A 14,715-nucleotide genomic window follows, 5' to 3' on the forward strand; every position below is an offset into this window, starting at 1 on the left:
ATATAAATAATAATAAATATTTATTGGTTTAAAAAAAGAGGTTAAATTATGGAACGAAAACACGTGAATTCATCTAATTTAAAATCAGTCGGCTATGATAATAGTTCAAATATTTTGCAAATTGAATTTTTAAATGGCGGTCTATATGAATACTATAATGTACCGGAAAGTAAATATAATGGGCTAATGAATGCAACATCTCATGGTCAATATTTTGATCAACATATCAAAAAAGGCGGATATAGATTTAGGAAACTAAGATGAAAATTCGCAAAGTTGAGATTAGTAATTGGAGATCTATAAAACATGTAGATATTGAATTTCAAGACCTAATGATTTTTATAGGTCAGAATAATCATGGTAAATCAAATATCCTGACTGCCTTATTATTGTTTTTTGGTCAAATTCAAGCAAATGACATGGATTTCCATAGAGTGGAAAACGAATTATTCGTTGAAATCACTTTTGGAGAACTTAATGAAAGTGAAAAATCAACATTCACAAAATATGTTACTTCTCAAAATACAATTCGTGTTAGAAAGACTATTTCTAAGGAAGGAAGAAACGAATATAATGGTTACATTGAACAACCAAATGTAGAATGGTTAAAGGAAGAAAACATTACAAAATTCACTAAAAGAGAAATTGCCTCTACACTTCCTTTATATAATTTATTGCCAAAGGCTGGAAAGATTACACAAGAAGATTTTAAACAAGGTCAATTAGAATATATAAAAATAAATAATTCCAAGTTGAAGTTTAAGTATTCAATTGAATCTACACCATTTTTAGGTTTTAAGAATGTTGCAAAAGGTATTTTTGGTGAAGTCTTTTTTATACCATCAGTTAAAAATGCTAAAGAAGAATTATCAACTAGAGAAAATTCAGTTTTTGGTCAGTTATACTCTAGAGTTATTACAAGAATGTCTATTGAAAACAAAGAATATATTGATGCGAAAAATAAAATAACTCAGTTAGCTGGTGTTTTAAATAAGTTAACTGAGGATGGAAAACCCAACAAACAGAGACCCGAAGAACTCTCTAAATTGGAAGAATTATTAGATTTAGAATTAAAACGTTGGGATACAAAAATTGATGTTGAAATTACGCCACCGAATATAGATGATATATTTAAAGTCGGTGCAGAAATTTGGATTGACGATGGAATACGAACAGATATTGAGAGGAAAGGACATGGACTTCAAAGATACTTGATTTTTGCTTTAATTAAAACTTGGGCAAAAATTATTAGGGAAGATGAGAAGGAAAAAACAATCACTAACAAAGAAACTAGTATAAAAAAATCAAAAAGGAAGGCTTCTAAAACCAATTATTTTATTTTTGAAGAACCAGAATTATACCTGCACCCTCAATCTCAAAGAGAATCATTTTCTGCATTAGTAGAGCTTTCAAAAGAGGAGAATCAAGTGGTACTGTGCACTCATTCAAGTTCATTTATCGATTTAAATTTCCATAGATCGATATGCATTGTAAAAAAAGAAAGTATTGAAGTAGGATCAAAGATTTTACAATGTAGTGAAGATATTTTTTTAAAAAATGAAGACAAAAAACAATTTGATATGATACGTTGGATTAATCCAGAAAGAGGTGAATTATTTTTTGCTAAGAAAGTTATATTGCTCGAAGGATCCACAGAAAAATCTGTAATCCCATTGATTGCAAAAATTCTAAATGAATTTAAATATGATGTAACACTTATTGATTGTGGAGGGAAGGATAGTATTCCAGCATATATTAAATTATTGAATAAATTTTCACTTCCTTATACAGTAGTTTATGATATTGATAATCAACCTGAAAAAACTAAAGAAAGTAAAAGAAACGCTAATGAAAAAAATAAATTAATTGAAAATGCAATTGACAATACGTTTGGGAATTCAGTGAAATTTAAAAATGATATAGAAGACGAATTGGGAATAAAAGATAAACCTAAATCTGATAAACCATATAAAGCAATTAAATATATATTGAGCGATTCTTTTAAGATTAGCAAAAGTTTAAAGAAAAAAATAGAAACTATATATAATTAGATGAAAATATATTTTTAAATAAAAAATTTATTAAAATGAATTTTATAGACATATATTTTGATAGTCCAAAATCATTTGAATTAAGCAATGTTAAAACACTTTCCGGCATTGTTGGTTTATATTTTATTTTCTCAAGTACCATAGAAGTTCAATATCCTTTTACTACTTCAAAATTATTATATATTGGAATGAGCGAAAGGAAAACCAATAGTATTGGAACACGGCTTGATGGCCATTTTAAAGGTACATCTAAAAATGTTGGATTGATGAACTACAGAAAAGTTGAACCTTTGTTATTTACTTATATAAATTTTGATATAATTAAAAGTAATTGGAAACATAGAATAGAAGATTTAGAAAGTTATTTCATTTTGGATTTTGTTGATAAGCATGGAGTTTATCCAATTTGCAATAATAAAACCGGTTTTGAAGTACAAAATTCTATTCTGAAAACTGAATTTAAAATCGATTGGTCATATTTTAAATAAAGGTGTTTATGAGCAAAAAAGTAAAATCCGGTAAAGAAATATTAGATGAATTCTTCAATGATCTTAAAGAAATACAAGGTGTTGATTCAACAGTAGCAAATGCTTTATATGACCTCTATAATGAAGATAAATTTTCAGATGCTAACGTAAAAAATAAACTCCAAGAATTGCGAGATAAAGATGCCAGTAAAGATTAAAAATATTGAGATAAAAGGTTTACGAGGAATCAAAGAAAAACTTACTATCAAATTAGATGGTAAGTCAATATTGTTGTTTGGTGAAAACGGCTCCGGGAAAAGCAGCATTACAGATGTAATTGAATGGTATTATACGGATAAAGTTTCGCATTTAAGTGGTTCTGAGATTGACTTAAAGGAAGCATTAAGAAATTCCAACTTATCAGAAGCTGATGAATCTACTGTGAAAATAAATTATAGTTGGAATGTCTTAGATTGTGAAAAGAAACTATTTTTTAAAAGAAAAAAACTTAGTACTGAATTATCAATTAATTCTGAGGATTACACGAATTACATAAAATCTTCAGAAAGTGAAAACTTAGTGTTAAGATATCATGCGTTAAGAAACTTCATTGATATAACAAGGGGAGAAAAATTAAAATATCTTTCAGATATAATTGGTTACTCAGATGTTACGAAAGTAAAAGAGATTTTAAAAAAAAGCCGTTAATTCGATAAAATCAGAAATTAGAAGTCAGAATTTTGAAAATCAAACTAATACTCAAAAACAGATTTTAATAGATAAGATAAAAGCTACTGTCGGTCGGGAGAAAGATTTATTTGAAAAAATAAATGAGATTATAAAACCTCTGAAGATAGGTATTGAAATAAACTCTTTTGCTGAAATAGATGCAGCTCTTGAAAAAATTAATAAACCTTCCAACAATACTTTTGTTTTAGAAAAAGAATTTCTGGAAAAATGTAAGGAATCACTTAAAAGCATAAAAAATGAAATAACCTTTTATGACGAAGAATATCTTAAATACTATAACGAATTTGAAAAAATTACCAAAGATGTTCAAGGTATAATGCAAACATTTTTATCAGAACTTTTAATTGCCGGTAAAAATGTTATTACTAAAAAGTATCACGAAGAAGAGACTTGTCCTTTGTGTTTGCAATCAAAAAAGCTTGAAGAATTGAAACAAGAAATAGAAGCTAGACTAAAACTAATTGAAGAATCCAGCTACAAGAAATCCAGTTTTGATAATGCACGACAAACTGTAATTAATTTTAGCACTGATAGGATCAGAAGACTCGATACATTGTTATCTGAAAGATTGTTGAGTGGGGAAAGTAATAAAAACATTAAAGATGCTGTTGAATCCATCAAATCAAAAATTGGTGAGTACCAAAAAGCCGGAAAAATAAAGGTTACTTCCGGTGATAATTTAATTGAATGTAACACTTTAAAATTAACCGAAGATGATTTCAAGATTATATCTGAAATTGATAACAGAATATTAGCTATTGATAAATCATTTGAAGAAGATAATTCAACAATTATCTATTCGAATATTACTTCCTCTAAAGACGCATTTTTACAAATCAAAAATATAGAAAAAGCTCAAGAGAAACTCGAAAAGCAAAAAAGTTCATTACAAATTATTTATGACGAATTTATTAAAAAGCAAAAAGAAGAACTTGAGAATTTTATTTTATCTTTTTCATCACCGATTAATGAATTCTATCAGTTTATGAATCCTGGTGAACTTATCCATGAAATTAAAATTGTTATTATTGGCGAAGAAGATGAGTTAAACGGATTAACGATTGAATATGATTTTAACGGTAACTTAACCACTGCACCACAAAAATATTTTAGCGAATCTCATTTGAATTGTTTTGGATTAGCATTCTTTCTAGCTTCAGTAAAAGCATTTAATAATAAAAATCAGTTTATAATATTGGATGATGTAATTTCTAGCTTTGATACAACACACCGTGAAAGATTTGCAAACCTATTATTTGAAAAATTTGCAGACTACCAAATAATATTATTAACACATGAACATGAATGGTTTCAATATGTTAGACAAATAGCGAAAAAAAAGAGTTGGTTAATAAATGAAATAAGGTGGTCAAACGAAAAAGGCACTTATTTAGATCAAGAGCCTAAGGAGTTAAAAGAGCAAATAATTTATAAATTAAATAATGGTATTGTAGATAATCTTGGAAATTCCATCAGAAAATATCTTGAACATTTACTTAAAGAAATTTGTTATAATCTTGAAGTAAAAGTTGGTTTTCGTTATAACGAGGTTAATGAGAAAAGAATGTCTGATGAATTATTGAATGAACTTAAATCTAAAATTTCAAAACATAGTAACGATTTAAAAGATAAAACCGAAATTATAGACAGAGTTGCAAACTCAGCAATTCTGGGTAATTTATCTTCGCATGACAATCCTTTCAACCTATCTCTTGGTGACTTGAAAGCTTTTTGGGCAGATGTAAAAGAATTAGAAAAACTATTTTATTGCGGTAATACTGAATGTGAAAGACCAATTACATTTAATAAATATGATGATGTAAATAAAAAGATTAGATGTAGTTGTGGTAATTTAAATTATCATTGGAGAAGATAGGCAATCTAAATTTGCACAAACTGAATAAGAAATAACCTAACATGAATTTAATGGAAAGCTCATTGTTGAAGATTCCTAAGAAAAAGAAAAAGTAAATATTTTGGATTTGATGTTAAAGGGGGACTGGGAAAGTTTTATAAATATTTGGTTCTGAGTATGAAAATCTTTTACAAGAAATGAATAGAGAATTAGCAGCATAATGGAAAAATATGTAATTTTCATAAATTCAATTTATACTTATTACATAAGTAGTAATAAATGACTTGATAATCTACGATAATAAACATAAATTTGGATATCCACTTGGATTGGGAAATTAAGGATAAAGAGCTGATAAAATTATATGAAACAGGAAAAAGTAAAAAGTTTCGTATTCAAAAATATGTATTAGAAAAATTTTTTATTAGAATACAGCAAATTGAAGCAGCAAATACCATTCATGACTTATGGCAAACTTCTTCTCTAAAATTTAAATATCTTGAATCAGAAAAAATATACTCGATGCGTATTGATGGAAAATACAGGTTAGAAATTGAAGTTGAATGGGAAAATGATGAGAAAACTATCGGTAAGTTTAATATAATTAACTTATCTAATCATTACGAGGATTAACATGGCTAAATTAAAACCATATTTAAATATTGGTCCGGGAAGTTTTATAAAAGAAGAAATGGAAGAAAGGGGTTGGTCGAATGAAGATTTAGCCCAAGTATTAGGTTTAAATCCGAAAACAATTAGTGAATTGTTAAATAACAAACAAAGAATAAATATTAATACAGCTACATTATTAAGTAAGGCGTTTAATCAATCTCCTCAATATTGGTTGAATCTTGAGAATAATTATAGATTGCGGTTAAAGGAAAATGATTTAAAAATTTCAGATGTTGAAATTAAAAGCAAGATCTATGAAAGAATGCCAATAAACGATATGGTTAAAAAAGGTTGGATTAAGAAACCTAAAAATACGGAGGAACTTACATCTATATTTACAAATTTTTGGGATGTATCAACTTTAGATTTCAGTTTTATTGACAATCTGGCATTCCCGAATTGCAGAAAATCTGATGCTTTTGAAAGTTTTAATAAGTATTTTTTACTTGCCTGGACAAAAAAAGCTCAATCTGTTTCTGAAGAAATCTCAGTAAGTAAATACAATAAAAAAGGCTTAAATGAAATTGCTAATGATTTAAGCGCTTATTCAGTTCAAAAAAATGGAGTATCTAAATTTATTGCAGATTTAAATGAAGTTGGTGTTAAATTCTTATGTCTTAGCCATCTTTCAAAAACATATCTGGATGGTGCTGCTTTTATTCACAAGAATAATCCAACTATTGTTTATACAAAAAGATACGATAGACTTGACAATTTTTGGTTTACTATAGCGCATGAAATAGGACATATTTTATTGCATGTAAAAAACAAAAATGATGTTTTTATTGATAATTTGAATGATGAATCTAATTTAGATGTTGAAAAAGAAGCTAATGATTTTGCTGCCAGTATTCTTAAGACAAAATTGATATTAGATTATTTTGAAGATATCAGACATTATATTTCAGCTTATAGAGTTGATGCTGCCACAAGAGAATTAAATCTTAATCCTTCAGTAATTGTTGGTATACTTAAATACTACAAATACCTTACATATAATAGATTAAACGATTATAAAGAAACAATTGCAGATAAAATTCCAAAAAAATATTTTGTCGAGAATTAAATTTAAGTGAGTAATAAAAGTAAATTCCCTCCCTTTTCGATTTTAGTCAAACTTGGTGATGCCAGTGAGAAGTAATAAGGTGTTAAATAAGGCATAAAATACATAAAATTTAGATAGAACTTCCATTTGATGCGAAGGTGAGCTTGGCAAGTTCTATAATTTATTTGGTTCTGAGTATGAAAAATTTTTACAAGAAATAAATAGCGAATTAGCAGCTTAAATATTATTAAGTTTGGGAGATGAAATGGAAATAAATTTAACACAAATAATAATAGCTCTTATTAGCCTTTTTACAATGGGTTTAGTTATTAAAACAGTAATAAAAAAAAATCAAAATAAAGTAAAACAGAAAAATATTCATGCAAAAGGAGATGTTGCTGGTAGAGATATTAAAAAATGAATAAAGTTACTCAAAAAGAAATAAATACTGGCGGTCATGTTGCTGGTAGGGATATAAACATTTTTAACGAAAGTGAAAAAAGAGCTAGTTATTTATGTAAGTTAATGCAGAAATTCAAAAAAGAAAGAGATGATAATATTCTTGTTGATAAGATTATTGACGAATTAATGCATTATAAAGAAGCAGTTGATAGAAATGAAATTATTGGGCTTAATGAAAAACTAAAAAGAGGTAACCGCGAAGATCTACTTGAAGATGCTTTAATTATGAAAGAAAAGTTTGCAAAGAAACTGTTAAAATATGAACTCTTTGAATCTGCGCAAGAAATTTATGCAACTCTTTTAGCACATGTTAATTATAACTTTAAAACTTTTATACTACCCAAAATTCAAGAAAATAAATTAAGTAAAGCTGAAATAAATCAGCTGATTGATTCAAAAGTGATTCAGCCATTATTTGATGAACTTGATGAAAATTATCTTAGAATTTACAAGGATGAAATAAATGGAATGTTATATTTTTTAACAGGTAATTGTCATATAAAATGGGAATGAAATGTTAATTTATAATCCAGTTTTCGATCTTTTTCATTGTACTTTTAGAATGCTACAGATTCTTGAAAAGAAAAAGGATGAAATTCAAATTGAAAAGTTAAGAATTTTTGATTTTTACTTAGCATTCCCAAATGAAATAGGAAGAATTAGATTACCAAAGGATATTGGTCATTTGAGGAGAAATTTAATTGGCACATACAATCCTTATGAAATTATAATTGACAGCACAAAAATTTTTTTGAAAATGAAACCTTATCAATTAAGCGCAATAAATTTTTTAAATTCTTTGAATTTAATCCAATCAGATTCTTTAATGGACAATTTAGTTAAGCGAAATGATAGAAAATTACCAGGAGTGTTAAAAGAGCAAATTGAATTAAGAAATAAAGAGAATGAGTTGGTTATTAATACAATTACACAAGTACTAAATAAAATTTCACTTAATGGTCACGACGGATTAAAAGCACGTACAAAATTGATGGAATACAAATATGATGTATTATAAACCATATCTAAAATTACAACGGTTAGTTGTTATTGGCCAAAATGGACAAATTGGTTTTGATGAGAAATTTATGTCAAAACTAAATATTATTAGAGGAACAAATAGTTCTGGAAAATCCACCATATCTAATTTTATATTCTATGTTTTAGGTGGTGATTTTAATAATTGGACTACAGAAGCTAGCAAAGCAGACTCTGTAATAGCTGAAATTTCTGTAAATGATTCAATTTTTACACTTAGGCGTTTAGTTACCCAAAATTCACAGCAACCGATGTATGTTTATTGGGGAAAATATGAAGATTCTAATTCATCTGAGGGTTGGCAAATATTCCCATATCGTCAAACTGATAACCAGAGAAGTTTTTCGAATATTTTATTTTCAACTTTAAATATGCCTGAACTTAAAAATGACAATGAAAGTAACATTACACTTAATCAAATTTTGAGACTTATTTATATTGATCAAAAAAGTCCAACTTTATCTTTGTTCAAGCATGAAGATTTTGATTCACCATTAACAAGGAAAGCAATAACTGAATTATTATTTGGTATATATGACAATGATTTATATAACGATAGACTTTCTCTAAGAGACTTAAATAGAACTTTTGATGATAAAAAAAAGGAAACGCATGGTATTTTACAAATATATGCTGAACTTGGTAATAAAATAGATATTAATGAAATTGAGATGGATATTCAAAAAGCGGAGGAAGAATTAAAAGATGTTCAGAATAAATTAAAGGAAATAAAAGAAAAAGAACATGTGGTTTTAGATAGTCGAAAAAAATTAGTTTATACTAAGTTAAAATATGAAATTATTAATGAAAAACATGCTTATTCACAAATTCTTGAGGACATTAAAAAATATGAATATGATATTGAAGATTCAAATTATTTTATTGAGTCACTTATTAAGAGAAAAAAGTCTTTGGATGATTCGTCTTTAATAAGAGAAAATCTTGGATATCTTAAAATAACACATTGCCCAAACTGTTTATCTCCATTAGAAGATAGCTCTATTAATGATATTTGTTTTTTATGTAAAAACCCAATTAATAAAAATGAAGAACAATCAACTCTTTCCCGAATGGGAATTGAATTAGAAAATCAAATAAAAGAATCAAAGAAATTACTTGAAGAAAAAAAAGAAAAATTAAAAGGATTGAATTTAAAAACTGCAACGATCATTGAAAATATAAAAAGATATCAAAGAAATATTGATGAAATTCTTGAGGAAGTTAGAAGCACAAGGGACAGTGAAACTGAATCTTTGTATGTTAAAAAAGGTCAATTAGAAGCACAAATCCAATTTCTTGGAAAAGAATTGAACGCATCAAACCAGTTAAAATTACTAAAAGAAGAGTTATTAAAATTAGAAAAAGAAATTAACTTAATAAAAGATAAAATTTTACTCGCAGAAAGAAAACAAAACGAAAGATATGGTAAAAGTCTTGCAACAATTGAAAAATATACATTATTGATCTTGAAAAAAGATCTTGAAAGACAAGATGAATTTAAATATGGTCTAAATGTCGAACTTAGTCCTACAAAAGATACTTTTACACTTGATGGTAAGAATAACTTTTCAGAAAGCTCAAATACTTTATTAAAAAATGCTGTACGTTTCGGAATTTTCTTTGCCTCACTTGAATTAGATTTTTTCAGATATCCCAGATTTATAATTTGTGATAATACCGAAGATAAAGGTATGGAAGAAATAAGAAGTCAGAGGTTTCAAGAAAATATTCTTGAATTATCAAGCAAGTTTGATGTTGAGCATCAAATTATACTAACTACATCAATGATATCATCTGATATGAATAATGACGAATTATGTATTGGAGAAGAATACTCTGTAAATAATAAAACTCTTAAATTTAATGACTAAAACCCTCCCTCCCAACTGGTCTCTGATTAAGCTTGGTGAAATTAGTGCTAAAATTCATTATGATTATACAGCATCTTCAAATATTACAAAAGTTGGTCTTAAACTATTGAGAATTACAGATATCCAAAATGGAAATGTAAATTGGGAAATTGTTCTTTTTTGTGAAATTGAATATGATGAATTGAATAAGTATTTATTAAAAGACAATGATATTGTTTTTGCTCGTACAGGGGCGACTGTTGGGAAGAGTTTTTTAATAAAAGGAAAAATTCCAGCTTCTGTTTTTGCATCATATTTAATTCGAGTTCAATTGAAGGACAATACTTGCTCCAATTATATTTATCTTTTCTTTCAGTCAAATAATTACTGGATTCAAATCAAAAAAGTTCAGCAGGTATTGGTCAACCAAATGTTAATGCAAAAAAACTTGTAATTTGGAAATCCCACTCCCCCCACTTCCAGAGAAAAAAAATTGTTGAGAAAATTGAAAAACTTTTTAGTCAGCCAGAAATCAGAGTTGCTTCACTCAAAAAAGCAATTGAGCGAATAAACTATACCGCCGTAGGTTTAGGTATATAGAGAATCAGTATGCCAAAGGTTAAAAATAAAAAAAAAAGATGTATTACCTGAAGGTGTAAAATAAAACATTTTTTGTTACCGATAATAGAGTTAGTTATTTTTAGAATCAAAACTAAAAAAAATATTATATGTACTATAGAAGAAAAATACTGCTAGCACTTTTGGATGTTTTCGATTCTAATTAGGAAAAATAGATTTACAGAAATTATTATTTTTATTTACTAGAGAGCAACCAGAACCTTCTTTTCATTTTGTGCCTTATAAATACGGTACATTTTCCTTTCAGACAAATGCTGATTTAAACACAATGATTAAGTATAATCAAATTGATGCTAAAAATAAAGCTTGGATTAAAATTGACAAGAAGAATTATCTTAAGGAGATTAAAAATCAAGATAGAATTACAATAATAAATTTGTTTGAAAAATTTAAAAATTATAACACGGATGATTTAATTAAATATACATAGGTAAATTATCCTTATTATGCAATTAAAAGTACAATTGCTGAAGATAGATTGAGTAAAAAAGAAATTGAAAAAGTAAAATCAGTAACTCCTAATTCTAGTATTAAAAAACTTTATACAATTGGGTACGAAGGTTTAACTTCAGAAGAATATTTTAATAAACTGATTGGACTGGATGTAAAAGTTTTATGTGATGTAAGAAATTTTCCGCGAAGTATGAAATATGGATTTTCTAAAAATCAGTTAAAAAATGCATGTGAAAATTTGGGACTAAAATATGTACATCTTCCGGAATTGGGAATTGTATCTGATAAAAGAAAAGAATTGAATACGCAATTAGATTATGATATGCTTTTTGAGGAATATAATAAAACTACATTAAAATCGAATTTGGAAGACCAACAATTTATACTTAATCTTCTGGATAAATATAAACGAGTTGCATTAACTTGTTCTGAAAAAAATACACATCAATGCCATCGAATCCCATTAGCAATGTCGATAAAAGATTTGTCAACGAGTAAACTTTCTGTTCAAAATATATACTGGCAATTAAGAAAATTCTTATTACTGTTAAAACATATCCAACTTTATCAAGAAGATATGATGAATTAGTATTTACTGCAGGTGTTCTTGAAGACGGGACCTGGATAAGATTATATCCGATACCGTTTAGAAAATTAGATTACATATTTCAATATAAAAAATATGATTGGATAGAAATTGATATTATAAAAAATAAAAGTGATTGCAGACCAGAAAGTTTTAGACCAGTTACTGAAGATTCACCAATTAAAATTATTAAAAATATTGGAACCGAAAATAATTGGTTTGAAAGAAAATATTTAGTTCTACAAAATAAAGTATATACTAACCTCACAGAATTGATAAAAGATGCGAAAGATCGTAATAAAGTAGTTTCTCTGGCAACATTTAAACCAACTATAGTACATGATTTTATAATTCAAAAAGATACTAATGATTGGGATACTCAAAAAAAAGAAGCATTATCTCAAATGAATTTATTTGAGAAAAAAAACCAAAATTTTCAAATTGTTAGAAAACTACCATATAAATTTTCTTATAAATTTGAAGATGATTCCGGTAAGATTAGCAAACTAATGATAGAAGATTGGGAGACAGGTGCATTATATTGGAAAATGTTAATTAAATATAAAAATGAAAAAATTGCAAGTGAGAAAGTAAAAGAAAAATACTTCGATGATTTTGCAAAAACAAAAGACCTTCTCTTTTTCTTAGGAACAACAAAATTAAATCAGTTTAGAGCGCCAAATCCATTTATTATTATCGGAACTTTTCATCCAAAGAAAGAAGAAAAAAATTTGTTTGAATGATTGTAATGATTTTATGTGTCTTCTTATTTGAGTATTATTTTTTATACAAATAAGAAATAAAGGTTTCCGAAATATTCAATTTGTCATTGCAGTGCAGACCTACCCGAAGCAGAATGGTAGTACTCTATTAGATTTTCTCTGGATTCCCACTCCTGCTTACCGCAGGCAAGTCCGTGGGAATAACAGTTTGTAAAAAAATTTTCAGAAGTCTCAAATAATTACTTCCTACAAATTATTTAATACAAGTGAACTGACTTTTGGTATAATTTGATTTTTTTTAATCAAATCAGTAGTTCTACTGATTTAATGGCGATTTTTTTGTAGTATATTACTTTTTGAAAGAGAATGGAAATATTTACGAAAGAGAAGAAATAAAAATTAAAAAAAAATCATTGGAGGATTTATGAAATTTCATGTTTACAAAGATAGCAGAGCAGAATGGCGTTGGAACTTAAGAGCTTCAAATGGTAAAATTATTGCAACTTCCGGAGAAGGTTATAATAATAAATTAGATTGTTTGCATGCTATTGATTTAATTAAAAAATATGCACCAACAGCAGTAGTTGTTGAAGATTGATTTAATAATTGCTTTTAGTATTGAATAATGAATTTTATTATCAAGATAGAATTCAGTAAATAAACTATTTTTCAACAAAGGATAACTAAAGGTTAACTGTTAAATGCTACCAACTTTTGTAGGTTTATTTTTGATTGCGTTACTTTTATTTGCCCATTATTCAGTAACCAATAAAAAGAAATCGCTAAAATTGGATATTGATGAGGATTTACCTTTTCCTGCCGCAGGTCAAGGTAGTTCAATTTTTTCATTAACTGCATTGTTCGGTGCATATTTAGCGATCTTATTTGTTGTAGGAATATTAGCGGTTTTAGGACTTGTTGTAGGAACTATTTTAGGACTTTCTTTAATCAGGTACCGATCTATAAAGTATAAAGAAAATTCATTCCAAAAATTTCTTTTTGAACATTTTAATACTAAAGACAAATCGAATGTGATCTTTATTAGTCTCATTGCGATCACACAAATACTTTTTGCAACTTCAGAATTACTATTATTGAAAGGTGTCCTATCAATAGGTTTTCAAATTTCTTCTAACTATGCAGCAGTAATTTCCGTTCTTTTAGGCATGATAGTTTATTTTTATAGTTTAACAGGTGGATACCTAACTGTCTTTCGGACAGATATTGTTCAATTTATTGCAATTATTTCGATGTGTCTTGTAATTATTTTTCACGTTATTGTTTCCCCACCTATGGTTTTTTCTTTCAAATCCTTAAATATTCTTTCATTAAGCTGGTCACTCGGCATAACGAATTCTTTTATTGTTTATATATTTCAAATTTTTTGGGGCTTCATAATGGGATTTTCTTTTATAATAGCTAGCCCTGATACCTGGAAGAGAGTCTTTATTTCAGTAAAAAGTAGACATAAAAATCAATTTCTGATGTTAGTACTTGCGGGTGTATTACCATTTGTTGTACTATTACCATTAAAATTTTATTACGACCCAGGAAATATTCTTAGCGTTGCTAGTCTAAAATTTCTTATATCAACGATAATTAATGAGAATCAGTTATATCTGTCTATTGTACTTGTTGGAGTAATCTCAAGTTTTATGTCATCATTTGACAGTTCACTAATTACTTCAGTTCATTTATTTGCAATCAATGAGACAAAGTCTAGTACTTTATCACAGGTTGAGGATAAAAAAATATTTATAAAATACATGGGAATTAATTTTTTACTCATAAACCTTATGTTCATTGTCATTCCAGGTCTGAGTATTAAAAATTTATATTTCCTTCCCAATTTATTAATCGGAGCATATGCAATTATTGGGGGTTATTTAACTGGGACAAGGGGATTACTTAGCAAACTACCATTAAAAAGCTTACTTGTAGTAATAATTATTGGATTAGTTTCATGGTTTATTTATTTAGTAAGTATTCCTAATATTATAGAATATCCGCAAGTGAATCAAATAGAAACCGTACCTTATGGGATTTTACTTTTTATTATTATTGTCAGTTATTCATTTTTTTTTTCTAAAAAAGATGAAAGTATTAAAAATAGCTGAGAGTATTT

16 protein-coding genes and 1 pseudogene are annotated in these 14,715 nt (G+C 27.2%); all 17 read left to right on the forward strand.

The window, feature by feature from the left end:
- Positions 1-48: 48 nt before the first annotated feature.
- The 17 genes and pseudogenes from IPM32_09020 (at position 49) to IPM32_09100 (ending at position 14,707) form a co-directional block, all read left to right on the forward strand.
- On the forward strand, positions 49-264 hold the full coding sequence (locus tag IPM32_09020; GenBank protein ID MBK8945396.1) for a KTSC domain-containing protein: 216 nt from the start codon (positions 49-51) through the stop codon (positions 262-264).
- On the forward strand, positions 261-2,051 hold the full coding sequence (locus tag IPM32_09025; GenBank protein MBK8945397.1) for an AAA family ATPase: 1,791 nt from the start codon (positions 261-263) through the stop codon (positions 2,049-2,051). Before IPM32_09020 ends, IPM32_09025 begins: the two co-directional genes overlap by 4 nt.
- Positions 2,052-2,086: 35 nt before the next feature.
- Positions 2,087-2,539: a hypothetical protein gene (locus IPM32_09030; protein MBK8945398.1), complete on the forward strand. Its 453-nt coding sequence runs from the start codon at positions 2,087-2,089 to the stop codon at positions 2,537-2,539.
- An 8-nt stretch (positions 2,540-2,547) separates the two neighbouring features.
- Positions 2,548-2,736, forward strand: coding sequence for a hypothetical protein (locus IPM32_09035; protein ID MBK8945399.1), 189 nt, complete (start codon positions 2,548-2,550; stop codon positions 2,734-2,736).
- Complete coding sequence (locus IPM32_09040; protein ID MBK8945400.1) at positions 2,720-3,226, forward strand: AAA family ATPase; 507 nt, start codon at positions 2,720-2,722, stop codon at positions 3,224-3,226. Before IPM32_09035 ends, IPM32_09040 begins: the two co-directional genes overlap by 17 nt.
- Positions 3,227-3,584: 358 nt before the next feature.
- On the forward strand, positions 3,585-5,144 hold the full coding sequence (locus IPM32_09045; GenBank protein ID MBK8945401.1) for a hypothetical protein: 1,560 nt from the start codon (positions 3,585-3,587) through the stop codon (positions 5,142-5,144).
- 303 nt (positions 5,145-5,447) lie between these two features.
- Positions 5,448-5,756, forward strand: coding sequence for a type II toxin-antitoxin system RelE/ParE family toxin (locus IPM32_09050; GenBank protein MBK8945402.1), 309 nt, complete (start codon positions 5,448-5,450; stop codon positions 5,754-5,756).
- A gap of 1 nt (position 5,757) precedes the next feature.
- Positions 5,758-6,861, forward strand: coding sequence for a HigA family addiction module antidote protein (locus IPM32_09055; protein MBK8945403.1), 1,104 nt, complete (start codon positions 5,758-5,760; stop codon positions 6,859-6,861).
- A 244-nt stretch (positions 6,862-7,105) separates the two neighbouring features.
- Positions 7,106-7,261, forward strand: coding sequence for a hypothetical protein (locus IPM32_09060; GenBank protein ID MBK8945404.1), 156 nt, complete (start codon positions 7,106-7,108; stop codon positions 7,259-7,261).
- Positions 7,258-7,815 carry a hypothetical protein gene (locus tag IPM32_09065; GenBank protein ID MBK8945405.1) on the forward strand — a complete coding sequence of 186 codons (558 nt, stop codon included), beginning with the start codon at positions 7,258-7,260 and terminating at the stop codon, positions 7,813-7,815. The genes IPM32_09060 and IPM32_09065 overlap by 4 nt, the downstream gene beginning before the upstream one ends.
- A 1-nt stretch (position 7,816) precedes the next feature.
- The gene (locus IPM32_09070) at positions 7,817-8,320 is read left to right on the forward strand and encodes a hypothetical protein (GenBank protein MBK8945406.1); all 504 of its coding nucleotides are present in this window, start codon (positions 7,817-7,819) and stop codon (positions 8,318-8,320) included.
- The gene (locus tag IPM32_09075) at positions 8,307-10,211 is read left to right on the forward strand and encodes an AAA family ATPase (GenBank protein MBK8945407.1); all 1,905 of its coding nucleotides are present in this window, start codon (positions 8,307-8,309) and stop codon (positions 10,209-10,211) included. The genes IPM32_09070 and IPM32_09075 overlap by 14 nt, the downstream gene beginning before the upstream one ends.
- A complete protein-coding gene (locus IPM32_09080) occupies positions 10,204-10,644 on the forward strand; it encodes a restriction endonuclease subunit S (protein ID MBK8945408.1) in 441 nt (146 codons plus the stop codon). Before IPM32_09075 ends, IPM32_09080 begins: the two co-directional genes overlap by 8 nt.
- A 274-nt stretch (positions 10,645-10,918) precedes the next feature.
- A pseudogene (locus IPM32_09085) lies at positions 10,919-11,871 on the forward strand (DUF488 domain-containing protein).
- Complete coding sequence (locus IPM32_09090; GenBank protein MBK8945409.1) at positions 11,802-12,611, forward strand: hypothetical protein; 810 nt, start codon at positions 11,802-11,804, stop codon at positions 12,609-12,611. The pseudogene IPM32_09085 and the gene IPM32_09090 overlap by 70 nt, the downstream one beginning before the upstream one ends.
- 403 nt (positions 12,612-13,014) lie before the next feature.
- The gene (locus tag IPM32_09095; GenBank protein MBK8945410.1) at positions 13,015-13,188 is read left to right on the forward strand and encodes a DUF1508 domain-containing protein; all 174 of its coding nucleotides are present in this window, start codon (positions 13,015-13,017) and stop codon (positions 13,186-13,188) included.
- A 103-nt stretch (positions 13,189-13,291) separates the two neighbouring features.
- On the forward strand, positions 13,292-14,707 hold the full coding sequence (locus tag IPM32_09100; protein MBK8945411.1) for a hypothetical protein: 1,416 nt from the start codon (positions 13,292-13,294) through the stop codon (positions 14,705-14,707).
- Positions 14,708-14,715: the final 8 nt, after the last annotated feature.

Source organism: Ignavibacteriota bacterium (assembly GCA_016716225.1).
GTDB lineage: Bacteria > Bacteroidota > Ignavibacteria > Ignavibacteriales > Melioribacteraceae.

Bases quoted from the DNA above. Each gene is read 5' to 3' on its own strand.
- IPM32_09020 (MBK8945396.1), top strand. From the start codon at position 49: ATGGAACGAAAACACGTGAATTCATCTAATTTAAAATCAGTCGGCTAT.
- IPM32_09025 (MBK8945397.1), top strand. From the start codon at position 261: ATGAAAATTCGCAAAGTTGAGATTAGTAATTGGAGATCTATAAAACAT.
- IPM32_09030 (MBK8945398.1), top strand. From the start codon at position 2,087: ATGAATTTTATAGACATATATTTTGATAGTCCAAAATCATTTGAATTA.
- IPM32_09035 (MBK8945399.1), top strand. From the start codon at position 2,548: ATGAGCAAAAAAGTAAAATCCGGTAAAGAAATATTAGATGAATTCTTC.
- IPM32_09040 (MBK8945400.1), top strand. From the start codon at position 2,720: ATGCCAGTAAAGATTAAAAATATTGAGATAAAAGGTTTACGAGGAATC.
- IPM32_09045 (MBK8945401.1), top strand. From the start codon at position 3,585: ATGCAAACATTTTTATCAGAACTTTTAATTGCCGGTAAAAATGTTATT.
- IPM32_09055 (MBK8945403.1), top strand. From the start codon at position 5,758: ATGGCTAAATTAAAACCATATTTAAATATTGGTCCGGGAAGTTTTATA.
- IPM32_09060 (MBK8945404.1), top strand. From the start codon at position 7,106: ATGGAAATAAATTTAACACAAATAATAATAGCTCTTATTAGCCTTTTT.
- IPM32_09065 (MBK8945405.1), top strand. From the start codon at position 7,258: ATGAATAAAGTTACTCAAAAAGAAATAAATACTGGCGGTCATGTTGCT.
- IPM32_09070 (MBK8945406.1), top strand. From the start codon at position 7,817: ATGTTAATTTATAATCCAGTTTTCGATCTTTTTCATTGTACTTTTAGA.
- IPM32_09075 (MBK8945407.1), top strand. From the start codon at position 8,307: ATGATGTATTATAAACCATATCTAAAATTACAACGGTTAGTTGTTATT.
- IPM32_09080 (MBK8945408.1), top strand. From the start codon at position 10,204: ATGACTAAAACCCTCCCTCCCAACTGGTCTCTGATTAAGCTTGGTGAA.
- IPM32_09095 (MBK8945410.1), top strand. From the start codon at position 13,015: ATGAAATTTCATGTTTACAAAGATAGCAGAGCAGAATGGCGTTGGAAC.
- IPM32_09100 (MBK8945411.1), top strand. From the start codon at position 13,292: ATGCTACCAACTTTTGTAGGTTTATTTTTGATTGCGTTACTTTTATTT.